Here is a 22,107-nt window from a genome sequence, read left to right as displayed (position 1 = left end):
GTAGTCGATATTACTATTCAATCCAAATATATCTAACATTTTTTCACCGGATTTCAGAAACTAATTCATAAAACGCTGATTGATAAGGATGTTGTAGAACATAATTTTAAGGAAGAACGTGGACGGGCACAAGACACTACACATAATTATATTATGCGCGCGTGCGAAAGACAAAAGAATGCGAAGCCCTAAAAAAGGACTCCGCATTCACGAAATGAAAAAGGATTGAAAAAGAAACGGTATATATAATTGGTTAGATGAGGAATTTCTTCTTTTTCCAAGTAAACAGACTACAGAGGAAAGCCCATATGCCTTCCTTTTCTGAAATCTTGCTCTTATAATTGTCCACAACTTTAGCATGCAGCAAAAGAACCTCATTGGCAAGATCAGTCATTTTCTCCAAATCGGCTATTAATTTCTCTTCCCGTTGAGTATGCACATAGTTTTGTTCCAGCAAATCATTGTTGAATTTCTCCAATCGGGCATTTTCCTGATAAAGCCAATTCACATGCTCTATCGGAAGACGCTCAACAGTTTCATCATCAGGATAAGATTTTATCGAATTAAAGACAAGGGCTCTATCAAGCTCCTCCGTATCTACCATCGGATTGGTGTCATCATAAGGCTCCTTATCTAAAGACGAATACGTTAGATAACTAAGCCTGATCCATTCAAGGATGCGTTCCTCGGAAATGCCGTATTTTCCGGCTGCTAATTTCACAGATACCCAATTAGCCATATAGTGTTTGATTATTTAGTTTAAAATCAACCCTATACGGCTATAATGGTATATTATAAAGGTACGGGGTCTTACCAATCCCAGTAGTCAGGTATGTGGCGCACCCTTGACACAGGACGAGTAAGCCCGTACCAATGACTGATACAGGCTACGCTCATCCGGGCATCAATTAAATTGCCACATTTAGACTACTCCGGAAGAGGACATGACTATATTGAAATATTATCATGTCAATGCTTCAGTTGCAAAGATACGTTTTTTTTCATACCCAACAACAAAAACATTCATTTGTTTTGACTCCCATCCAAAATATATTCTAAAATAAAAGTCTTTCAAACTGCTTATCAATAGATAAGTACCTCACTATAAAATGCTCCCTCCCCCTTCCACACCAATGGAACGGCTTATTCATCGGCATTAACGAGTGGAAGGGGGTGTAGATAGGGAAACAACTGAATAATAATTACCATAACGGCTGCGCGAACGAGGAAATCCCAATGGGGCAAGCTGTTGCGCAAATGCATTCGGATTTATTCCCCGCATAGCTACCGGGTTCTGTTTCTTCAAGGCCTTAAAAATGTCAACAGCCGAAAGATGCAGCACCACTCCATTCTGATCTTCGGCAGTGGAAGGACTGAAACAGGAACGAAGAATTTCTTCCATCAAATTGCAACGCTGGAATACCCGATTATGCTCCTGCAACTCACATTCTTCCTCTGCCGTAAACCAATAACGGGCACCGGCCAGAAGTTCTTGCTTCAACTGGGCATAGATTTGCTTATGTTCGATATGAGCACAGTCTATCTTGTCTTTTACCTCAACGCAGAGAAAACGCCGACTGCCGGCAGGATCGGCAAGCAGGTCGAAACGATTGCTCGTACCAATGATCTAAAAGAGAGGCGATGAATTGCATGATTTTTGTCTTCATAATTCCATTGTTTATTTAGTGATTAATGGCACGAATTAGCTACACAGGAATGGCGGTTTTCAAGTATTTAGCGGAATTAATTATCAGATTATTTTAATAAACGAGGTGCTTTCTTAACGTCTCAAAGACTAAAGGAGAAGGATTTTAAAGGGCAGTATTATAAAAGAACGACTGTAGTCGGTTACTTGAACAACTAGAGTCGATTATTTAAACAACAAGTGTTGTTCGATTGACCTACTCCAGTAGTTCTTTTATAAGAGCCTGGCTAAAATGTGTTATTCTTATATATAAGAGGGGATTTTGCCCTATTACTTAATAGAACGCTGTTTGCCGGCAAAAACAGGAGTTGGGGACATTGAGAAGGCACAAAAGAGAAACACAAAAGAGTCTTCCACACGTTAAGGTCAATGGATAAAGGAATAGAAGAGTGTGGAAGGGAGCAAGGCAATTGTTTATGTATACAAAATCTAAAATTTATAATTGACCAATGTAGGCGGAGTTGTCGTAAGATCGAAGTAATCAAGCGTTACTATCGGAACACTGAAATACGCCAAGTCCTGATAGCTTTTATATAGCCTTGACAGAACAGGATTCGCATCATACATCTCCCGGCACACCTCGTCCGATACATTAAACGGGGCATCACCGGATATACGTACAGAGATATTGCCGGACATGGCAAGCAGTTCGACCGAAGGTTTTGATTGTAATTGTACAAAAACCTCTTTCTTAGGCGAAGTCGCGAAATAAAGCGTATTTGTTTTTTCGTCAATCTTCATTATCTGGAAAACCCTGATTTTAGGTTTCCCGTCCTCGCCAACCGTTGCGAAAGCAACATTCCTATTCTTATTTAAGAAATCGTATATCTCGTTCATATTTTACTTAAATGGTTATTTGCGCACTCAAATATTCTTTATCTATTGCCGGAGGTCCCCCGGCAATAGATAATATCCTGTGGCAAATCCTTAACTTAGTGGCTATTATTTATAAAGTGTACCAGCAACTTTTGTCAGGTTGTCAACGCCCGGTATTCCAACAAAAGAATCAGTCATTATTTTTACAAACTCATTCTTATCGTTGGTTTTGTTGAGTGTTTCTTTCATCTTGGCAAGGTAAGCCAGTTGAAAATCTACAGCATCCAATCGGCTTGGTGTACCATGACTTCCGATAAACAACACACAACCTGATGCTTTTGCATTTGTCAGTTCGGCAATCGTTGCATCGATAGCTGCAACACTGTTAAGCTGTTCACCTCCCATATGGGCAAATGCAGGGGCGAAATGAGTATAATAGACTTTATTTGCTATATTGATAGATGCAGCAGGGAAATCACTTTTTGCGCCATGTAGGAATTTAAAGTTTAGACCTGCCCAGTTCTGGGTACTGTTGAAAGCCACGGTTGCCACTTCTCCATGAGGACGTAAGTCCATCGCCCCCTCAAAGATTTGGGCAAAATAGCTGAGCATACCGCCATACATTTCACCCTTTTCAAATTCAGGCATCCCTTCCACCATTACAATTTGTTCCGGTTTCCATTCGGCAAGTCCGCCTGTATGATAGTTGGCAATAACTTTTACCACTGGTTTATTCAACGTTGCCAGATAATTATTGAAATCTGTCATGGACTGAAAGAATGATTGTTGTTCCAATATAACCAATCCGTCTTTTCCTTCTATAATGAAAGAAAGGTCGGCCATTGCTTCGAATGATTTATAGGAATGGATCGTAAAATTATCCAGTTTGTAAACCTCTATTTCGCCTTTGAATTGTGCCGATGCAGTTAAAGTAACTGCCATTGCTACGATTGCAAATAATATCTTTTTCATTTATTCTTCCTTTTATGAATTAATAACCGATAGTGAAACGTTCGTTGTGATGTGCAGGGTTTTCCAGTTCATCTACCATTGCTTTAGCATAGTCCTGAACAGAAATCTTACTTTCGCCTTTATCATTCACAATCAGGTCGTCTTTACCTAAACGGTAGTTGCCTGTGCGTTCGCCCGGTTCCAATGAGCCTGCCGGAGAGAAGAATACCCAATCGATGTCTTTTTCGTTCATCAGGGTATTCAGGTAGAATTCGCCGAGTGATTTTACACCGCCCATAATTTCGGCAGGGATTGCACCTGAATCCACTACACGAAGTCCCGGAGCTACGAAGAGTGTACCTGCACCGCCTACAATAAGCAATCTTTTAACACCTGCTTTTTTAACACCTGCAAGAATTTGTGGGTACACTTTCAATGTCAGGTCGTAAATATCAGGATTAGCCCATCCCGGATTGTATGCGCTGATAACAGCATCAGCTCCTCTGCAAAGTTCGGCTACCTTATCGGCATCCGACACATCAGCCTTAACGATAGTTACGTCAGGGTTTGAGATTTTTACATTTTCGGGGTTACGGACTACTGCTGTAACTTTAACACCCCTGTTTAATGCTTCGTTCAGGATAGCAGAACCTACGAATCCGCTTGCTCCTATTAATACGATCTTTTTCATTGCTATACTTTTAAAATTATTATAATGCTTAACAATACAAAAGTACAGGCAAACTAAGTGGGGGTGATAATACATCAGCGTCAAATAATGGTAAATCTCCGCTGGCGGGTTATTTCTTTGTGGAATCCCGGAATTGGGTGGGTGTTATGCCTGTATGCTTACGGAAATACTTGTTAAAGTTGGTTGGCTCGTCAAAACCAAGTTCGAAGCCTACTTCTTTTATTGATAGGTTACTGTATGATAATAGTCGTTTAGCTTCGAGTATGATACGCGAATCTATATAGATTTTTGGTGTATTCCCTGTAAGGGCTTTTACTTCCTTCGATAGGGCTTTCTCATTTACTCCTAACAGATTGACATAAAATTCAGTGTTACGGTTTTCTTTAAAGTGCTGTTCCACTGCATTGTAAAACTTTCGCCCAATGTTGTTAGATAAAGAAGAAGGATTTGCAGCCAGTTGCCTCTCTGTTTCAAGCAGCAGGACACGCAAGAAACTTTGGGCTATGCCTGCCTGGAATTTATCGACAGAATGTTTCAGCTCTTCATCCAGCAGAGCGGTGAGATTTCCTGTAAGCTGCGGACAAATGGAAACTGTTTTATTCAGACTGACGGGATTAAGTATTTCAGCGGTATGCAGGAAATTAGAATCAAGTTCTGTCATCGTGAAGAATGCTCCTGTGAATAGGATCAGTTTACCGGAATAGTTTGATTTTGTGTCGAATTCGCAGACCTGACCTGCCGATATAATCAGAATCTCATTTGATTGTATAGTTATATCCCGGAAGTCGATACGGAATATAGCTTCGCCGTCTGTAATCCAAATAATTTGGTAGAAGGTGGCTTTGTGGGGTTGTCCGAGCAGTTTCGGTAACTCTTTGGCAAACCTCAAGTCTTTCACCTCTATTTCAATGGGGAGGGCTTTAAATTCAAATGTCCGGATATCTGCATTCATGGGTGCAAAGGTAGTGATTTATTGGCAATTTACCCCGTTTCTGTACGAACATTGAGAAAGAGCCATTCGCTTTGCAGCAAAATGGCTCTTTTCATTTCATTCCTTATCAGATTCAGGGGATTGTGATTATATGAACTTGCTTATCAATTCCATAAATCTTTCCTGTGTTTTTGTATGTTTCTTTTCTTTTACAGGAAATCCACTCTCAAATTCCTGCAACTCTAAGGGGTCTATCTCATAAATACCGCCTTCGTCATATATCCCTTCAATTCCTTTCAAGGCATTGGGATACAATTCCCATACCTGCATGGCAGCCGGATATTTCTTGTCCTGATTAGTTATCTTATACTCTTTCGACAATTTGAATCCGAATCGCTTATAGTATTCAGGTTCGCCATATATTAATATAGCCGGGTAGCCCATCTCTTTTGCCAGTTTTGCAGTGTGGGTTATCAATTTACTACCGACGCCTTTATGTTGATATTCGGGCAATACACTTACAGGGCCGAAAGCCGCTATTTTATGCTCTTTACCGTTGTTAGCGATTATTTCCCCTTCCACATAAATGATATGCCCCACGATTTTATCGTCGTGGGTTGCCACGTAATCGAGCGCTTTAATAAACTGCGGTTTATCTCTTAGTTTATGAACAAGCAAATGATCATCGGAACCCGGGGCGTAAACATTCCAGAATGCTTCGCGGGTTACTTCTTCAACTTGCCGATAGTCTTTTTCTTCTTCCAATCTTAATTTGATTTCCATACTTCTTCAATTTTATATAGTTGATTTATTCGCTTTTGTCCACTGCTACATCTCTGTCGGCAGAAAGACACCAACAGAACAATACAGTTAAACAAAAAGTAGTTGATTAAAAAGCTGAAATTCCTCCTATCACGACAAGGTACAACTTTCCAATAGACGAGGAAATACAAAGAATATTTACACGGAATCAAATCTCATAAAGGCGCTTCTTATTTTTATATGACTGTAAAGATACGGATTTTATTAGGAATAGCCAACGATATGCCCACAAAATTAAACTACTCTACAATTGTACCATCCCAATCGCCTCCAAGAGGAGCGGAAGTATGTTCGTGAATTAATTTCCATACGCCATTTTGTTTTTCAAAACAATCCGTTTGACGGACTATACGGGTAGTGTTTGCCGTACTGTCTTTCATTACTACTACCATACGTTGTATGGAGCAGACTATCGCAAGACTTTCGTTTATGAATATTTCATGTTCCATGATTTCGATATCGCATGATGTTAATTGAATAAAAACATCGTCGAACATCTTAACCGCAGGCTTAATCCCTTTCGAGACAAAGGGAGCTATATCGAACCACAAGGCATTTTCAGCCCAATTCATGGTGCTTTGCTTGCCGGTCATTGATTTTGTCATATCCTTGACCATAGCGATAAGGATTTCTTTGTCTGCCTTCAAATTACTGTTATCTGTTTTCATCTTTCTGTTTTTTTAAGTTATTACATAGGGTAATCAGTCTCACTCTTTTGTGCAAATTTAGACTATATGCTGCGTTCAGGCAAGTACGGAAAAATGATTCGGATAGGGATAATTTATTCCCCTATTGTGCGATCTTGAATGTATGGGTATATTTGTGCCTATGTATGAAAGAAAGATACCATTGGATTTGAATTGCGGCCTTGACCTGATTGGTGAAGTCCTTTACGGCAAATGGAAAATCCGTTTATTGTGGTTTATCCATGAAGGGCATAAACGCCCGAGCGAATTACAACGTAAGATCCCGAATGCTTCTCGCAGGGTCCTGAATATACAGTTGAAAGAGTTGGAAGAACACGAATTGATTACAAAAAAGATTTATCCGGTAGTTCCTCCCAAGGTGGAATACAACCTGACCGAACTTGGAGAATCTTTAATTCCTGTTATATCCGTATTAGGCGAGTGGGGAGATGAACACCGGGAGCGTCTGCGAAATCTCGTATCAAATAAATTAGGACATTTAGCTATCGATTAAAATTATGGAATTAATAAAAGATGCATATAATCTCCGGGGTTACAACCAACTAACCGATATTTTGCAGGCTCTATCCCCAATATTCGAGAAGGAGAATTTTATAAAAGATATTTTCTCCGCTGGTTTCGACAATTATGGAATACAAGAAAAAATGCGGTACACGACACGGGTACTGCACAGTTATATGCCGGATGATTACCCGAAAGCAGTGGAGATATTGCTGAAACTGACCGGCGAGTTGGAAAAGGTCGCGGCCGAAGATAGTTTGATTGCTTATATGTTTCTATCTGATTACGTGGAATTATATGGTATAGACGATTATGAAACGTCCGTTATCGCTTTTGAACGAATAACCCGCTTCATCAGTTGTGAGTTTGCCATGCGTCCTTTTATCATCAGGTATGGGGCGAAAAGATGATAAAACAAATGACTGTATGATCGAAGCACCTTCTTTGGCTTTCTCATTTGAAGTAGAAAATGGGCTCGACAAAGAGCAGGATGTTCGTATAGAATATGTCATATATTATATGAAAGCCAATGGGCAAACAAAGTCCTGAAAAGCTATCTGATAAAAGGATACGCCGTCAACCAACAAATGAAAGAGCAACAACTGGTAGATTTGAAGAGCACCATCAAAAGAAGACGGTTTACGGCTCATTGACAACAATGCCTTGGTAGCTCTCACATTGATGATTGCAGAGAACCGGACAGAAGAAAAAGACATCGTGGTAAAGGTAGTGGTGAATCTGATTAATAGGAACAATTAAACCATGCTATATCAATAAGTTGCGTCAAAAGCCAGATAAGTTTATCAGTCTTTTGACGCAACACTCATTTCTATCACCTTCGTGACCTCACAAAATAATCATAAACATCACCTCTTTTTATCCCTTAAAGTCAAGATCACAATAATCGCCACAGCAGTCATATCTCCTGCCGCCACCGCGAGCCAGATGCCAGTGACCCCGAACAACAAAGGCAACACAAAAAAGAACAGTACCGGCAGCACACCTCGCAACAAAGTAAGCCTCATCGCACGATTTATCCGTTCGATACTGGTGTAATACCCGATAGCGATGACATTGATTCCGAAGAAAATATAATCAACGGCAAACAGGGGAAGACCGGCAACTGCATACTGCCAGGCATGACTTTCCCTGTCCGGCAAGAACAACGAAACAATTTCTCCGGAGAAATACACGAACAATCCGCTTATCATCAAAGCAAAAATAACGGCAGAGGTCACTGATAAACGCAATGCCTTATTGGAACGCGCAATCTGTCCGCAGCCATAATTATAGCTGATAATGGGTTGTGCCGACTGAACCATCGCATTGAACACCATGAAAATAATGGGGAACAGATAGCAGACGATACTATAAGCCGCTACTCCGTCGGTTCCCAAGTGACTCATAAACACGTAATTGCCCGCAATAGCCATTACGGCAATGGTGACTTCACTCAAACAGGATGACACGCCGAGTTTCAGCATATACCACGTGTTCCTCAGTGTCAGCCGGATACTCTTGACGCTCACCTTCAAACGGGCAAACCGGATAGCCACAGACGGACGGAACAAATAAACCAGCAACATGAAGGTTCCGACCAACTCACCCAGGTCGGTAGCAATGGCAGCACCGAAAAGTCCCCATCCGAAAATGAAGATGAAAATATAATCGAGCAGGATGTTGACAAACGTAGCCGCCAGCATGGCCCACATGGCAAAGTTCGGGTTCGTCAGGCGCACAAAGAAAGGCAGTGCCACCAACAACACCGTGGACGGAATGGATATGGAGAACCAGAACAGATATTCCGCCGCCAGTTCCGTCAGATGCCCTTCGGCTCCCAGCAAGGTTACTGCCGTTTCCGGAAAAACAGTCAGCAATATCCCCATGGCAACACTGACAATCGTCAGTATGACCACCGCTTGTGTAACGTTGATATTAGCTATCAGCCACTTGCCACGCGAGAGGTTGATGGATGCAAGAATGCCTCCACCCATACCGAACATCAGTCCCAGCCCGGCGGCAATCATAAAAACAGGTGCTGCGATATTCACTGCCGCAATCGCATCACTGCCTATTCCACGTCCCACGAATATCCCATCGACCACGGTAAACAACGCGGATGACACCATACCCAACAACGTGGGGAAGAGTTGTTTTGTATACAACTTACTCACACTCATGTTTCTGAAATCCAGATTATCCCTTTGCATATCTCATTGTTTTTAAAAAAGCGGGGCAAAGGTAGGACTCATAAAATTGCTGATACTTAACAAATGGTAATTAAAGCAATTTCTTTATCTTTGTGCTTTAGAATATTATAAATCAACCGGATTATGAAAACTTATCTCAACATTTTCTTTCTGTTCCTGATTCTCTGCACTGCATGCGGGAATCGTAAGGCATCTGATAATCAAACAGAAGACATTAAAAGTGACAGTATAAAGATATTTGCCCTGCCTGTCATACCAGCTATGCTGAGTACTCCCGAATCGCGCGCGGATTATCTGGTGCGCCACTACTGGGAAAATGTGAATTTCGCTGATACCACCTATCTCGACCATCGGGAAGTGATGGAACAGGCGTGGGTGGATTATATCGACATTATGAAACTTGTGCCAGAAGAAGCTGCGATTAGTGCCATCAAACAGATGTATAAGGATGCGGGAAAGAAGAAAAAGGTTTTCTTCTACTTTACGGATTTAGCCGAAAAATACCTGTACGACCCGAACTCGCCCATGCGGAACGAAGAACTTTATATTCCGGTGCTGGATGCCATGCTGGAAAGCACCGTGCTGGATGATACGGAAAAGATACTTCCGAAAGGACGGCGGGATCTGGCAGAACAGAACCGTTTGGGAAGACAGGCGGAAGATTTCACCTATACGCTGGTATCGGGAAAGAGTGGTACGCTATACGGAGTAAAGGCAGACTACACGCTGTTGTTCATCAACAATCCGGGATGCCATGCCTGCGAGGAAGGCATCAAGGAGTTGAAGCAAGCCCCCGCCATCAACAAGGAATTTGAAGCTGGAAACTTAAAGATACTGTCTGTTTATCCGGATGAAGATAAAGAGGAATGGGAAAGACATCTGTCCGATTTCCCGAAGGAGTGGATAAACGGGTATGATAAGAAATTAATGATTAAGGAAAAGAACCTGTATGATTTGAAAGCAATACCTACTTTGTATTTACTGGATAAGAATAAGAAGGTGTTGCTGAAAGATGCGGTTGTGGGACAGATAGAACAGTATCTGCAACAGCGGCAATAACGTTAAAATCCCCTTTCGCCACTTTCACCGGGGTTATGAAATCCGGAAAAAGGAGCAAAAGGGGATGAAAAAACAAGCTTTCTTTTATTCCCTACCACCGCCTAAGGCCTGATAGAGATTAATAATTCCCTGTATTTCATCGAACCGGTCGGCTATCTGCGTCAGTTGGGCAGAGAGCAGGGATTGCTGTGCGGTAAGTACCTCCAGATAGGTGGAATTACCATGCCTCATCAATAACTGGGTGCTGCGCACGGCGGTTTCCAGAGAAGAGATTTGCCCGTCACGCAACTCCGTCTTATCACGGGCCACCTGCACCTGCGTCAGTGCATTGTTCACTTCGCTACCTGCATTCAGCAGGGCTTGCTGGAACGAAAGTTTAGCTTCTTCCTGTTGAGCTTTGGCTATTTTCAGTTGCGCCATATTCAGACCTTTATTGAATAAAGGTTGCGTCAGCGAACCGACAGCAGACAACAATAGTTTTCCAGGGTTGATAATCATACTTCCGGCAGAGTTGGTCCAGCCCGCCGTGCCTCCCAATGTGATGGACGGATAGAATGCCGAACGGGCAGCATTAGTACCATAGAAAGCCTGTGCCAGAGAAAGTTCCGCACTCTTTACATCGGGACGGCGGGAAAGCAACTGCAAAGGCACGCCGATAGCAAGCTCTTCCGGAAATTCCTGTCCCTCCAGTTTTCCCCGGTCAATGGCATCGGGTACATCGCCCAACAGGATGGAAAGGGAATTCTCCACTTCACGAACCTGCTGCCTGATGTCGAGCAAAGAAGCCTCCACCATGTAGCAATTTGCTTCGGTCTGGGCTACTCCGGCCTCATCCGTCATACCTGCCGCCTTCATGGCACGCATGGTCTTCACGCTTTCGCGCCATTTCACGGCAGTTTCGGCAGAGACGTTGTATTGGGCATCGAGCATTAATAAGGTATAATACATATTGGCAACATTGGCTATCAGCGATGTGGTGACGGCTTGTTCATACTCCAGACTTTGAAGATAGAGAGCTTTCGCACGACGTTTCGCATTGGTCAGTTTGCCGAAAATATCAATCTCCCAACTGGCGGATGCAATGCCGGTGTACGTCCAGGAGCCTTTGGATTTATCGAAGCTGCTGACACCACCTTGCGGGGTCAGCATAAACGAAGGCAAGTACGCCAGACGGGCGGAAGAAAGAGTGGCTTCCGCCTCTTTGATGCGCCAGTGAGCGGACTGCAAGTCGGTGTTGCCTTGCAGCGCGTGCTCGATGAGAGATTGCAGTTGCGGGTCGGTGAACAACTCCCGCCAGGAAAGGGAGGCGATAGAAGTGGTGTCTTCCACCTCTACATCCTGCCCGTAAAGTCCGTCGGTCTTGACTTCGGGACGTTCATATTTGGTATAGATGCCACAACTGCTCAACAGGCAGCTTGCGACAACTAAAGTGATGATTTGTTTCTTCATTTTTCTTTTGATTGATGTTCTTCTATTTCTTTCTTACTCACTTCCATCTCCTCCTCAATCTGCCAATCTTTGGTCGGCATGGATTGTGCCGGACGAAGACGCTCCTGCAGCCACTGGAAGGTGACGAACAGAGCCGGGACGATGAAAAGCAATGCCAGTGTACCGATAGTCATACCACCTACTACACCTGTACCCAACGAACGGTTACCGTTAGCACCCACTCCGGTAGCCACTACCAGCGGGAACAGACCGAAAATCATCGTCAGCGCCGTCATCAGGATAGGACGCAGACGGGCTTTGGCGGCACTGACCGCAGAAGCAATCAGCCCCATACCAGCCTTACGTCGTTCGGCAGCATACTCCGTCAGCAGAATGGCAGTCTTGGCAAGCAAACCTATCAACATAATCAGACCTGTCTGCAAGTAGATGTTATTCTCCAATCCCGCCATCTTGGCGAACAGGAAAGTACCCATCAACCCCACCGGAACGGCCAGAATCACCGCAAACGGAACAATGAAACTTTCATAAAGCGCACTCAGAATCAGATAAATCATCAGGATACAGATAGCGAAGATAATTACCGTCGTACCGCTTTGCTGGTTTTCCTCACGTGTGATACCACCAAAGTCGTAACCGTAACCTTTCGGAAGACTTATCTCCGCCGTTTCTTTCACGGCACGGATAGCGTCACCCGTACTATATCCCTCGGCAGGCATGGCATTCACCGCAATAGAGTTGTACATATTGAAACGGCTCAACGTCTCAGCGCCATACGTACGCGTCAGCGTAACGAACTGGCTCAACGGAGCCATCTCACCATTTGCCATACGGACAAAGGCGTTATCCAATGAACTTTCATCCATACGATACTGTGGGTCGGCCTGAATCATCACCTTATATACTTTAGAGAAACGGTTGAAGTTGGACACATACTGTCCGCCGTAGTAGCCCGACAGCGTGGAGAGCACCGCATCGGAAGTGATACCGGCACGCTTGCACTTGGCAGCATCCACCTCCACCATCCACTGCGGATAGCGCACGTCGAAAGTAGAATAGGCCATGGAGATTTCGGGACGTTGATTCAAGGCGCCCAGATATTGCTGGGTGGTCTGGAAGAATGTATTCACATCCGTACCCAACTTATCCTGCACATTCAGGTCGAGAGCGTTACCCATACCGTAACCCGGAATCATACCCGGAGCAATGGCGAATACCGTGGCATCCTTGATGTCTGCCGTGCGGGCATAAATCTGTCCGATGACCGCCTGCACCTGGTCTTCTTTCTTCGTACGTTCATCCCAAGGTTTCAACTTCACCACAATCATACCGAAAGAGTTTCCCTGTCCGGACAACAAACCATAACCGGTCACCTTCTGAATATGCAGCTTCTGCGGCATACTTTCCAGGCGTTCTTCAATGCGGAGCATAATCTCGTCCGTCGTCTTCAGAGAACTGCCCGGAGCCGTGCTTACATTGACAAACAGTACCCCTTGGTCTTCATCGGGCACGAGACTGGTCTTCGTCGAGTTCATCAGAACCACCAGCAACACCACCGAGCAAGCCAGCAATGACCACGACAGCCAGCGCCGTTTGATAAAGAACAGCACCGCACCTTTATACTTCTCAACCACCACATCAAAAGCAGTATTGAATGCCCTGCGGAAACGTGCTGCGAAATTATTCTTTTGCGTGCCATCCTCATTAATATAAGGTCTCAGCAACAAGGCGCAAAGTGCCGGACTCAGCGTCAAAGCGTTAACGGCCGAGATACCTACGGCAACCGCCATCGTCAATCCGAATTGGGTGTAGAACGTACCGGACGTACCACTCATGAACGACACCGGAATAAACACCGCCATAAATACCAGCGAAGAGGTGATAACCGCATTACTGATGCCTTTCATTGCGTCGATACTTGCCATATAAGAGGACTTATACCCTACGTCGAAACGCGACTGCACCGCCTCGACGACGACTATGGCATCATCCACCACCGTACCAATCACGAGCACCAGGGCGAACAGCGTTATCAGGTTGATACTGAATCCCGCCACTGCCATGAAAGCAAACGTACCAATCAGCGAAACAACGATACCCACCAGCGGAATCAACGTAGAGCGGATGTCCTGCAAGAAGACATACACCACCAGGATAACGAGGATGATAGCCTCAATCAACGTCTTCACCACCTCATGGATAGAAGCGAACAGAAAGTCGTTGGAGCTCATCATCTGCGTGAGTTCTATGCCTTTCGGCAAATCCTTACGCACTTCATCCAGCAAGTCGTCGATGTTCTGGTTCACTTCCGTTGCATTGGAACCGGCTGTCTGGAACACCATGCAGGATACGCCATTATGACCGTCCATGCCACCTTTGTAAGCGTAACTGTCCTTGCCTAGCTCGATGTCGGCTATATCTTTCAATTTCAGCACTTCGCCGTCTTCCGTAGAACGGATAACAATTTCACCAAATTCCTCCGGTGTGATAAGACGACCTTTATATTTCATGGTGTACTGGTAAGTCTCGTCTGAATTTTCACCGAACGAACCGGTAGCCGACTCAATGTTTTGTTCAGCAAGGACTGCCGACACATCCGACGGAATCAGTTTGTATTGTGCCATCACATCGGGTTTCATCCAAACGCGCATACTGTAGTCACTACCCATAATCATCATATCGCCCACACCGGAAATACGGAGTATCTGCGGTTTCAGGTTGATGCTGATATAGTTGGCCAGGAAATTTTCGTCGTAAGAGTCATCAGGACTATGCAGCGAAAACATCTGCAAGATACTGGTCTGGCGCTTCATAGTCGTCACACCCACCTGGGTAACTTCCACCGGGAGCTGTCCCGTAGCTTTGGACACACGGTTCTGCACATTAACCGCCGCCATATCGGGGTCAGTGCCCTGTTGGAAATAAACGGTGATGGAAACCGTACCGGCATTGGTGGCGCTGGAAGTCATATAAGTCATGTTCTCCACACCATTGATAGCTTCTTCCAACGGTGCGATAACGCTCTTCTGCAATGTTTCCGCACTGGCACCGAAATAATTGGTGCTTACCATGACGGTAGGCGGAGCAATATCGGGGTATTGTTCTACGGGCAGGGTAAACAGCCCGATGATGCCCAGGATGACAATCGTAATAGATATGACTGCCGAAAATACCGGGCGTTCAATAAATGTTCTCAAATTCATGAATTAATCCTCCTTTGTTTGTTGATTATCAGTTGGTTGTGCGGCAGAAGATGCTGACTTGGGCTGTATCGGTGTGCCTTCACGCAGCAATCCCACTCCTTCGGCCACAATGATGTCGCCTACACTCAAACCATTATCCACTATATACTCTTTTCCGCCGTTCACGCGGGTTACATCTACCGGAACAGACTGTGCTTTGCCGTCTATCACCTTAAATACAAACACTTTATCCTGCAATTCATAAGTGGACGCTTGCGGAATAACGATACAATTCCGTTTTTGAACAGGGACCACTACATTACCCGAACCTCCGCTCTGCAACAATCCATCCTTATTGGGGAATACTGCACGCAGACTAACGGTTCCGGTTGATGTATCTATCACACCACTGATGGTCTCAATCTTTCCTTGTGAGGGATATATCGACTTATCATTCAGAATCAGCGAGATATAAGGCATTTCTTCGAGTGCCTTGTTCTTGGAACCATAGCGGCGGGTCATATCCAGCAACTGGTTTTCTGTCATCGAGAAGTACACGTACATATCTGAATTATCGGAAACCGTGGTTAAAGGTTTAGGCAAACTGGCACTAACCAAAGCGCCTACACGATAAGGCAGCGTACCTACAACCCCGTCAGCAGGGCTTTTCACTTCGGTATACGAAAGGTTATTGGCAGCACTCACGCGCTGCGCTTCCGTCTGCGCCAACTGCGCCTTTGCTGTCAACAGGTTATTGTAAGACGTCTGCAAGTCGAATTCTGAAATTACGTTCTGTGCAAACAATTCTTTCTTACTGTCATACGTCAGTTGCGCGGTCGCCACACTTGCACGGGCTACTTCCACATTGGCCTCGGCAGTCTGCAAAGCTGCACGGTAAGGCACCTGGTCGATAATGAACAGCACTTGTCCCTTGCGGACAGACTGCCCCTCTTCCACACAAAGTTTAGTCAGGAAACCGGATACTTGCGGATAAATGTCAATGTCTTGTCGCCCACGGATACTCGCTGAATAGGTCGTTTGCAATTCCCTATCGGAAGTTGTGATTCCCATCACTTCATACTCTGAACTGGTCTGCACGACGGGAGCCTGTCCGCATGCTGCCAATGTCACACCACAGATGAATGTCATCATCTGTCTAATCAATCTCTCCTTTGTTGTCATACTACAATCTTTTTAAAAACATCTTTTGTTATGTCGGCTGCAAAGGTATGCCGTTTTTGAACAACAACTTGTTTCATTTGTCGCACTCCTTTGTTCATTTTCGGAACAGCTTGCTTAGCATTTCCAAAAGAACTGCTACCTTTGTTCCAGCAAAACTTTAAAAAGATAAAGTATGAATCCACTATTAACTACAAAAGCAGAATCTTTCAGATCCGGAAGCGATAACCTGGAGTTTTACCACAACCGACTCGTCAAACTGACAAACGGAGTCCTTATGTTCTGTTCCGGCGGAGAGGCGGAAATCACCATAGATCTAGAGAAGCATCACATTATACCAAATACGAATATCATGTTGTTACCCGGTTCCATCCTCTCACTGAGATCAGCCAGCCCAGACTTCCGGATACACTATTTCGCTTATTCGGGTGAGATGATGAGGGTGGCGTGTTTCCGCCTGGACCCGGCATTCATGCATTTTATGAAAGAAAACTCCTGTTATACACATACCAAACCCGAAACAATACGCCCCATTCTGAGAATGATAGATGCAAGCGCTGCCATCTATGCCGACAGAGAAAATCAGTTCCGCGAGAGCATTGCCCAGAACCTGCTTCAGATATTCTTTCTGGATACTTATGATAAAGTGCAGCGATATTTCACCAAAGAACAATTGGAAGGAGGTAACCGGAAAGGGCAGTTGTTCAAAAAGTTCATTCATCTGGTACACACCAATTGTACCGCACAACGAGATGTAGCCTTTTATGCCGAGCAGCTTTGTATTTCTACACGCTACCTTTCTGCCATCACTAAAGAGGTAGGCCAGATTTCTGCTAAAGAGCTCATTGATGAGTTCCTTATACTGGAAATAAAGGTAACGTTGCAATCTACCAACCTATCATTAAAAGAAGTAGCCGATCGTTATAATTTCCCCGACCAATCATTTTTTGGACGGTACTTTAAAAAACACACGGGAATGTCACCGAAGGAGTACAGGACAGCAAGGACATGAGAAAAAGGCAACAGTACGAAGTTGCCCTCGCCACCTATTTATAGAAGTCAACAGTTTCTTTGATTAATATATCTATTGGAGTATAGTTTTCTATATTTCCAGTTTCATTATACAGTAAATAATCAATTGCAGCTCTCATAGCTGCTTCGCCCTGATATTCCGGACGCTCGGCTATAAGAAAATTTATACTACCACTTTTCAGGCAATCGACATTTTTCTTGTTTGTTCCAAAGCCAATTAATTTGATATTAGTGATATTGCGTTCTTTAAAATAGTCAGCGATAAGATATCCTTTAGTGTCAAAAACTGCGGCACCGCCAATGTTATGATACTCATCAAATAAACGATCAAGAAGCCTGTCATTCTCTTTTTTATTTTCATAATTGTATTGCCCTGAATGCACTTTAATATGTGGGAAATGTTCTTTCAGGTAAGCTATGAAGCCATAAGATCTACTTAGTGATTGTATTGACGTCTTGTCGCCAATTCTTTTAGGTTGAAAGAGAACAGCATCTTTTCCATTTTCTAATATAGTTGTTAATAACCTTGCTTGTACAATGCCAGTCTGATATGGATGTGGTCCGAAAAAAGCCAGAGGTTTTGTGTTTTCAACGAAGGTGTCAATATAAATATAGGGGATATTCTTTATAAACAATTGATTGGCAAACATGAAGGTTTCATCAAAAAAAGAGGGCCCTATAAGTATAGCATCCGACTTCATAGATATCGCTTTGTTAAAAGCTTCACGACAAGAATGTATGTTGAATTGGTTGTAATAAAGGAAATTAAGCTTTATCTCAACATGAGCAGAGTAATAAATCATATGTTCTATCCCCTTTTTTACAGCATGCCAATAATCCCCCTCCGCGTGTTGCGGAAGAATGGCTAATATTCGAAATCGTTTATTTCCCTCCTTGATTTGAGCACCAGAAGACTTAGAGTAATTAATCTTTATTAATACTTCTTCGATTTTTTTTCTACTATCTAACGAGACTTCACCTCTGTTGTGTATAACCCTATCGACAGTGCCAGTTGAAACACCTGCTAATTCAGCAATATCCTTAATCCTATACTTCTTTGCCATACCTTCTGCAATTTAATTTTTGTGCAAAGATAACAATAAAACCGCTACCGTGCAAATACACGGAATTGTTTTTTTATGGTAAAAACGATATACTACACTGATTACAGGTCCACTACATGTGTTATAAAACATATTATTTGATTTGTTTTATCTCTATTAAATCTCATATATTTGCAATCACACGGAAATACACGATTAATTTAAAACACTGTTCCACAGTTGTTTTTAAAATACCATCCAAATTCCGTGCGTTTTATATATATTTTACACGGTTATATAAATAATAAAAGTATGCGTTATATGAAGCTTATTAAAATTCTTCTTCTGACCGTTATTCCCTTCATTCATACCTATGGAGCGGATCATAACATTACATTCTTCGGTGCTAAAACCGATGGTATAACAGTTTCTACTAAAGCCATACAAAAGGCAATAGATGAAAGCTCAAAAGATGGAGGGCGAGTTATTATTCCAGCTGGTGATTTTATTACTGGAACACTATTCTTGAAAGACAATACAACATTGGTTCTTGAGAAAAATGCACGATTATTAGGTTCTAAAGAATTAAGCGATTATCCAAAAACAACAGTTGAATTCAGGTTCTTTGGCGATACATGGGTGTACCAGTCTTTAATTATTGCCCATAACGTAAATAATATCACAATAGAAGGCGAAGGCACTATTGACGGACAAGGAGCAGCCTTTCCTGTTACGACCAAAGTAAAGCCCGATCGTTATCGTAATCGTCCATATCTTTTATGGATAGCCGATTGTAAGAATGTAACAGTGAAAAACATTGAGTTGAGAAGTTCGGCAATGTGGTTACAATCTTATATAAGATGCGAAAAACTCCGGATTGATGGAATCAGAGTGTTCAATCATGCCAATAAAAACAATGACTTGATGGATATTGATGGTTGCAAGGACGTTGTTATTACCAATATTGTTGGTGATGCCGATGATGATGGAATTACCTTCAAAAGTACTACAGATCGTATCAGTGAAAATATAGTTGTATCGAATTGTATCCTTAGTAGCCATTGTAATGCAATAAAATTCGGAACAGAAAGTACAGCTGGATTCCGGAACGTAGTCATTACCAATTGTATAATCCGGAAATCTGCCGCCAAGGATGCGAAGACTGGATTTCCTGAGGGTATCTGCGGTATAGCACTTGAAATAGTGGATGGTGGTATTATGGAAAATATCAATATTTCAAATATTGTGGTTGATGGTCCTCGCGTACCACTGTTTGTTCGTCTTGGAAATAGAGCACGCAAACATTACAATGAAGCTCCTCAACCTCCTATCGGTTCAATCTCAAATATAAATATCAGTGGTATAACCGCTTATGCCTCTTCACCTATTGGTTGCTCTATTACTGGGATATTCAAAGGTAAGATCAAAGGAATCTCATTGTCGAACTGTCGTTTTGCGTGTCTCGGTGGGATATCCGAAAATATGGATAATGTGATTATGAAAGAACTTGAAGAGCTATATCCCGAATCAACTATGTTCGGATTATTACCTTCTTATGGTTTGTATGTGAGACACGTTAATGACATCAATTTGGATAACATCGTCTTTGAGCTGAAACAGGAAGACTCTCGCCCTGCGATTGTTTGTGATGACGTAACCGGTGGGAATATCCGGAATATAACCACAATAGGAGCAAAGAAAAAGGCTGAAATCAGAATACTGGATAATTCAGTCATTGAATTAAAATAATTTTCAGATAAAATCACTTGATATATAAAACTAAATAATAACCATAATGAAAACAAAATTATTTTCTGTATTGCTATTCATCAGCTGTATATTAAATGCACAGATAGTAAAACAACCAACAAAGGTCGAGCTTATAAAAGCCCTGAATGAATGTACATCATATGCTACTAACGTATTACTGGATGAAGAAGGAAAATCACGTTGCGATTACAACGTGATTGAAGGGAAATGGTATCCTTACGAAGAACCCTGGCACACGGGACAAGTAATATTAGGTTTGCTAGAAGCCTACAAAGTTACCGGAAATAAAGAAGCTTTAGCTGCTGCTCGTAGAGCCGGAGACTGGTGGATAAATCTTGAGATAAAAGATAATCCACGGTTTGCTGGTATGGTTGCGGCTACTCATGGCGATGATATTGGTAATGACCAAATCGTGTTTGCCACAACAAGTGATGGTACACCGGGTATTTTTGAATTAAGCCGTGTTACGGGTGATCCGAAGTATGCAGAAGTCGCAACATCAGCCTCCAAGTGGTTATTGGAAAATATGTATTATCCCGAAGAAGGTGTTTGCTATGATCTTGCCGATTTGAAAACAGGTGAAGTGCTTACACAAAACAGTCCTTTTTATAAAAATAAGAAAGACCAAAAATTGGAAGATGTTTCTCGCCCCAATACCGAAGGGTCTCCTTTTAAAGACGCCTATGAATTCTCAAAAGATGAAAAGTTCAGGGATGCACATATCCTGTTATCTAATTCATTGATAGAAAAACAGGATAAAGACGGAATATGGATGCGTTATATGCCTAACCACATGGAAGTCTCCTCTTTTCATCCCCGTTTCAATTTGTGGTATGCCGAATCTCTACTTGAAGCTTATGAACTAACAAAAGATAGAAAATATCTTGAAGCGGCTGCAAAGACAGCTCGTACATATGCCAAAGCACAGCAAAAAGACGGGACCATTTATTATGTGAATTATACAGACGGAAAGCCTTCGGATAAAGGTTCAATATGTGGTTCGGCTGTTGCTTTTGCCGGAATACTTTGGATACGCTTGGCTGGATATGGTTACGATGAATTTACCCCTTATTATGAGAGGAGTATAAACTGGGTGCTAAAAAACCGATATGCAATAAATCATCCTGATCCTAATCTTCGTGGAGCCGTAGTGAATACGCGCTACCGCTCTAAGAAAGGAAAGGTGTGGCTTACCAGTCGCGACGTAGGTACATCGTTCGGGTTGCGTTTTATTGCTGCATATTATCAATTAAAATACAACAAGTAAGAAATGATGAATTTAATTAAAGAATTAAAAGTAGATGCCCTGAAGGTTTACGTTTACGAAACCCGGGCGGCAATGGGCGTATCTGCTTATGAGTTTTACAAGCAGAAGATTTTACAAATCATGGCTAACAGAAAAGAAAACGTCAGAGCGATATTTGCTGCTGCCCACTCTCAAAGTGATTTCTTCGAAGTTCTAGCCAATGACAGAGAAATTGATTTTAGCCGTATTGACGCTTTCCACATGGATGAATATATGGGGTTAGGCGATGATGCCCCTCAAAATTTCGGAAACTTCCTGAAAAACAGAATCTTCTCCAGACAGAACTTCAATTCAGTGAATTATGTGAATCCAAGTGCAAACGATATCAACGCTGAATGTAAACGATATGAAAAACTACTGAGAGAAGCCCCTCTTGATATCGTCAGCCTTGGTATTGGAGAAAATGGGCATATAGCATTTAACGATCCGCATGAAGCTCGTTTTTATGATCCTCAATGGGTGAGAGAAACATCTCTGGATGTGGTCTGTCGCCAACAACAGGTCAATGACAAGGAATTTTCGCGTCTTGACGAAGTTCCCGAAACAGCCCTCACGCTAACGATTCCGGCATTAATGTCATGCAAAACAGTTATTGGAGTTGTTCCTGACGTTCGTAAGGCAAAAGCTGTATATGAAACACTAAATGGACCGGTTTCAGAAAAATGTCCGGCATCAATACTAAGAATACACAATGATGCAACTTTGTTTATAGATAAAGATGCTGCAAGTTTATTAGAAATTTAATACCTTAAATTT

19 protein-coding genes and 2 pseudogenes are annotated in these 22,107 nt (G+C 42.7%); 8 read left to right on the top strand and 13 right to left on the bottom strand.

The window, feature by feature from the left end; genetic code table 11:
- Positions 1 to 253: 253 nt before the first annotated feature.
- The 8 genes and pseudogenes from QZ135_RS12185 to QZ135_RS12150 all read right to left on the bottom strand — a co-directional run bounded on the left by QZ135_RS12185 (position 254) and on the right by QZ135_RS12150 (position 6,584).
- Positions 254 to 739 (bottom strand): hypothetical protein, encoded by a 486-nt coding sequence (locus tag QZ135_RS12185; protein WP_294609343.1) that lies wholly within the window; start codon positions 737 to 739, stop codon positions 254 to 256.
- Between the two features lie 417 nt (positions 740 to 1,156).
- Positions 1,157 to 1,624 (bottom strand): annotated as a pseudogene (locus QZ135_RS12180) (DUF3874 domain-containing protein); the annotation flags it as partial.
- A gap of 510 nt (positions 1,625 to 2,134) precedes the next feature.
- Entirely contained in the window at positions 2,135 to 2,542 is a 408-nt protein-coding gene (locus tag QZ135_RS12175; protein WP_294609340.1) for a pyridoxamine 5'-phosphate oxidase family protein, read from the bottom strand.
- A gap of 105 nt (positions 2,543 to 2,647) precedes the next feature.
- Complete coding sequence (locus QZ135_RS12170; RefSeq protein ID WP_294609337.1) at positions 2,648 to 3,493, bottom strand: hypothetical protein; 846 nt, start codon at positions 3,491 to 3,493, stop codon at positions 2,648 to 2,650.
- Between the two features lie 19 nt (positions 3,494 to 3,512).
- Positions 3,513 to 4,163, bottom strand: coding sequence for an NAD(P)-dependent oxidoreductase (locus QZ135_RS12165; protein WP_294609335.1), 651 nt, complete (start codon positions 4,161 to 4,163; stop codon positions 3,513 to 3,515).
- 109 nt (positions 4,164 to 4,272) lie between these two features.
- Complete coding sequence (locus QZ135_RS12160; protein WP_294609333.1) at positions 4,273 to 5,115, bottom strand: helix-turn-helix transcriptional regulator; 843 nt, start codon at positions 5,113 to 5,115, stop codon at positions 4,273 to 4,275.
- Between the two features lie 126 nt (positions 5,116 to 5,241).
- Positions 5,242 to 5,877, bottom strand: a complete 636-nt coding sequence (locus QZ135_RS12155; RefSeq protein ID WP_294609331.1) for an N-acetyltransferase — start codon at positions 5,875 to 5,877, stop codon at positions 5,242 to 5,244.
- Positions 5,878 to 6,155: 278 nt separating this feature from the next.
- A complete protein-coding gene (locus tag QZ135_RS12150) occupies positions 6,156 to 6,584 on the bottom strand; it encodes a nuclear transport factor 2 family protein (protein WP_294609329.1) in 429 nt (142 codons plus the stop codon).
- Between the two features lie 142 nt (positions 6,585 to 6,726).
- Between QZ135_RS12150 and QZ135_RS12145 the strand changes: the two genes are divergently transcribed.
- The 3 genes and pseudogenes from QZ135_RS12145 to QZ135_RS12135 all read left to right on the top strand — a co-directional run.
- Positions 6,727 to 7,116, top strand: coding sequence for a winged helix-turn-helix transcriptional regulator (locus tag QZ135_RS12145; RefSeq protein WP_294609327.1), 390 nt, complete (start codon positions 6,727 to 6,729; stop codon positions 7,114 to 7,116).
- Between the two features lie 4 nt (positions 7,117 to 7,120).
- Entirely contained in the window at positions 7,121 to 7,534 is a 414-nt protein-coding gene (locus tag QZ135_RS12140) for a hypothetical protein (protein ID WP_294609325.1), read from the top strand.
- A gap of 217 nt (positions 7,535 to 7,751) precedes the next feature.
- Positions 7,752 to 7,883, top strand: a pseudogene (locus tag QZ135_RS12135) (cytochrome C biogenesis protein CycH); the annotation flags it as partial.
- Positions 7,884 to 7,990: 107 nt separating this feature from the next.
- On the opposite strand, the gene QZ135_RS12130 reads toward QZ135_RS12135, so the two are convergent.
- Positions 7,991 to 9,334: an MATE family efflux transporter gene (locus QZ135_RS12130; protein ID WP_294609323.1), complete on the bottom strand. Its 1,344-nt coding sequence runs from the start codon at positions 9,332 to 9,334 to the stop codon at positions 7,991 to 7,993.
- Between the two features lie 123 nt (positions 9,335 to 9,457).
- Here QZ135_RS12130 and QZ135_RS12125 point away from each other — a divergent pair, with 123 nt between their 5' ends.
- Positions 9,458 to 10,393 (top strand): DUF5106 domain-containing protein, encoded by a 936-nt coding sequence (locus QZ135_RS12125; RefSeq protein WP_294609321.1) that lies wholly within the window; start codon positions 9,458 to 9,460, stop codon positions 10,391 to 10,393.
- Positions 10,394 to 10,477: 84 nt separating this feature from the next.
- On the opposite strand, the gene QZ135_RS12120 is transcribed toward QZ135_RS12125, so the two are convergent.
- The 3 genes from QZ135_RS12120 to QZ135_RS12110 are packed head-to-tail and all read right to left on the bottom strand — an operon-like array spanning position 10,478 to position 16,203.
- Positions 10,478 to 11,842 carry a TolC family protein gene (locus QZ135_RS12120; RefSeq protein WP_294609319.1) on the bottom strand — a complete coding sequence of 455 codons (1,365 nt, stop codon included), beginning with the start codon at positions 11,840 to 11,842 and terminating at the stop codon, positions 10,478 to 10,480.
- Positions 11,839 to 15,042 (bottom strand): efflux RND transporter permease subunit, encoded by a 3,204-nt coding sequence (locus QZ135_RS12115; RefSeq protein ID WP_294609317.1) that lies wholly within the window; start codon positions 15,040 to 15,042, stop codon positions 11,839 to 11,841. The genes QZ135_RS12120 and QZ135_RS12115 overlap by 4 nt, the downstream gene beginning before the upstream one ends.
- Positions 15,043 to 15,045: 3 nt before the next feature.
- Positions 15,046 to 16,203: an efflux RND transporter periplasmic adaptor subunit gene (locus tag QZ135_RS12110; RefSeq protein WP_294609315.1), complete on the bottom strand. Its 1,158-nt coding sequence runs from the start codon at positions 16,201 to 16,203 to the stop codon at positions 15,046 to 15,048.
- 172 nt (positions 16,204 to 16,375) lie between these two features.
- On the opposite strand from QZ135_RS12110, the gene QZ135_RS12105 reads away from it, so the two are divergent.
- Positions 16,376 to 17,212, top strand: coding sequence for a response regulator transcription factor (locus QZ135_RS12105; RefSeq protein ID WP_294609313.1), 837 nt, complete (start codon positions 16,376 to 16,378; stop codon positions 17,210 to 17,212).
- A gap of 34 nt (positions 17,213 to 17,246) precedes the next feature.
- Here QZ135_RS12105 and QZ135_RS12100 read toward each other — a convergent pair whose 3' ends face one another.
- On the bottom strand, positions 17,247 to 18,296 hold the full coding sequence (locus tag QZ135_RS12100; protein ID WP_294609311.1) for a substrate-binding domain-containing protein: 1,050 nt from the start codon (positions 18,294 to 18,296) through the stop codon (positions 17,247 to 17,249).
- Between the two features lie 300 nt (positions 18,297 to 18,596).
- On the opposite strand from QZ135_RS12100, the gene QZ135_RS12095 reads away from it, so the two are divergent.
- Genes QZ135_RS12095 through QZ135_RS12085 form a run of 3 tightly spaced genes read left to right on the top strand, consistent with a single transcriptional unit; the run spans position 18,597 to position 22,095 of the window.
- Entirely contained in the window at positions 18,597 to 20,024 is a 1,428-nt protein-coding gene (locus QZ135_RS12095) for a glycosyl hydrolase family 28 protein (RefSeq protein WP_294609309.1), read from the top strand.
- 46 nt (positions 20,025 to 20,070) lie between these two features.
- Positions 20,071 to 21,312, top strand: coding sequence for a beta-L-arabinofuranosidase domain-containing protein (locus QZ135_RS12090; protein WP_294609307.1), 1,242 nt, complete (start codon positions 20,071 to 20,073; stop codon positions 21,310 to 21,312).
- Positions 21,313 to 21,315: 3 nt separating this feature from the next.
- The gene (locus QZ135_RS12085) at positions 21,316 to 22,095 is read left to right on the top strand and encodes a glucosamine-6-phosphate deaminase (protein WP_294609305.1); all 780 of its coding nucleotides are present in this window, start codon (positions 21,316 to 21,318) and stop codon (positions 22,093 to 22,095) included.
- Positions 22,096 to 22,107 lie beyond the last annotated feature (12 nt).

The sequence above is a fragment of the uncultured Bacteroides sp. genome (assembly GCF_905207245.1).
GTDB lineage: Bacteria > Bacteroidota > Bacteroidia > Bacteroidales > Bacteroidaceae > Bacteroides.
Note: the sequence above shows the minus strand (reverse complement) of the source record. Positions and strands in the feature narration are given on the sequence as shown.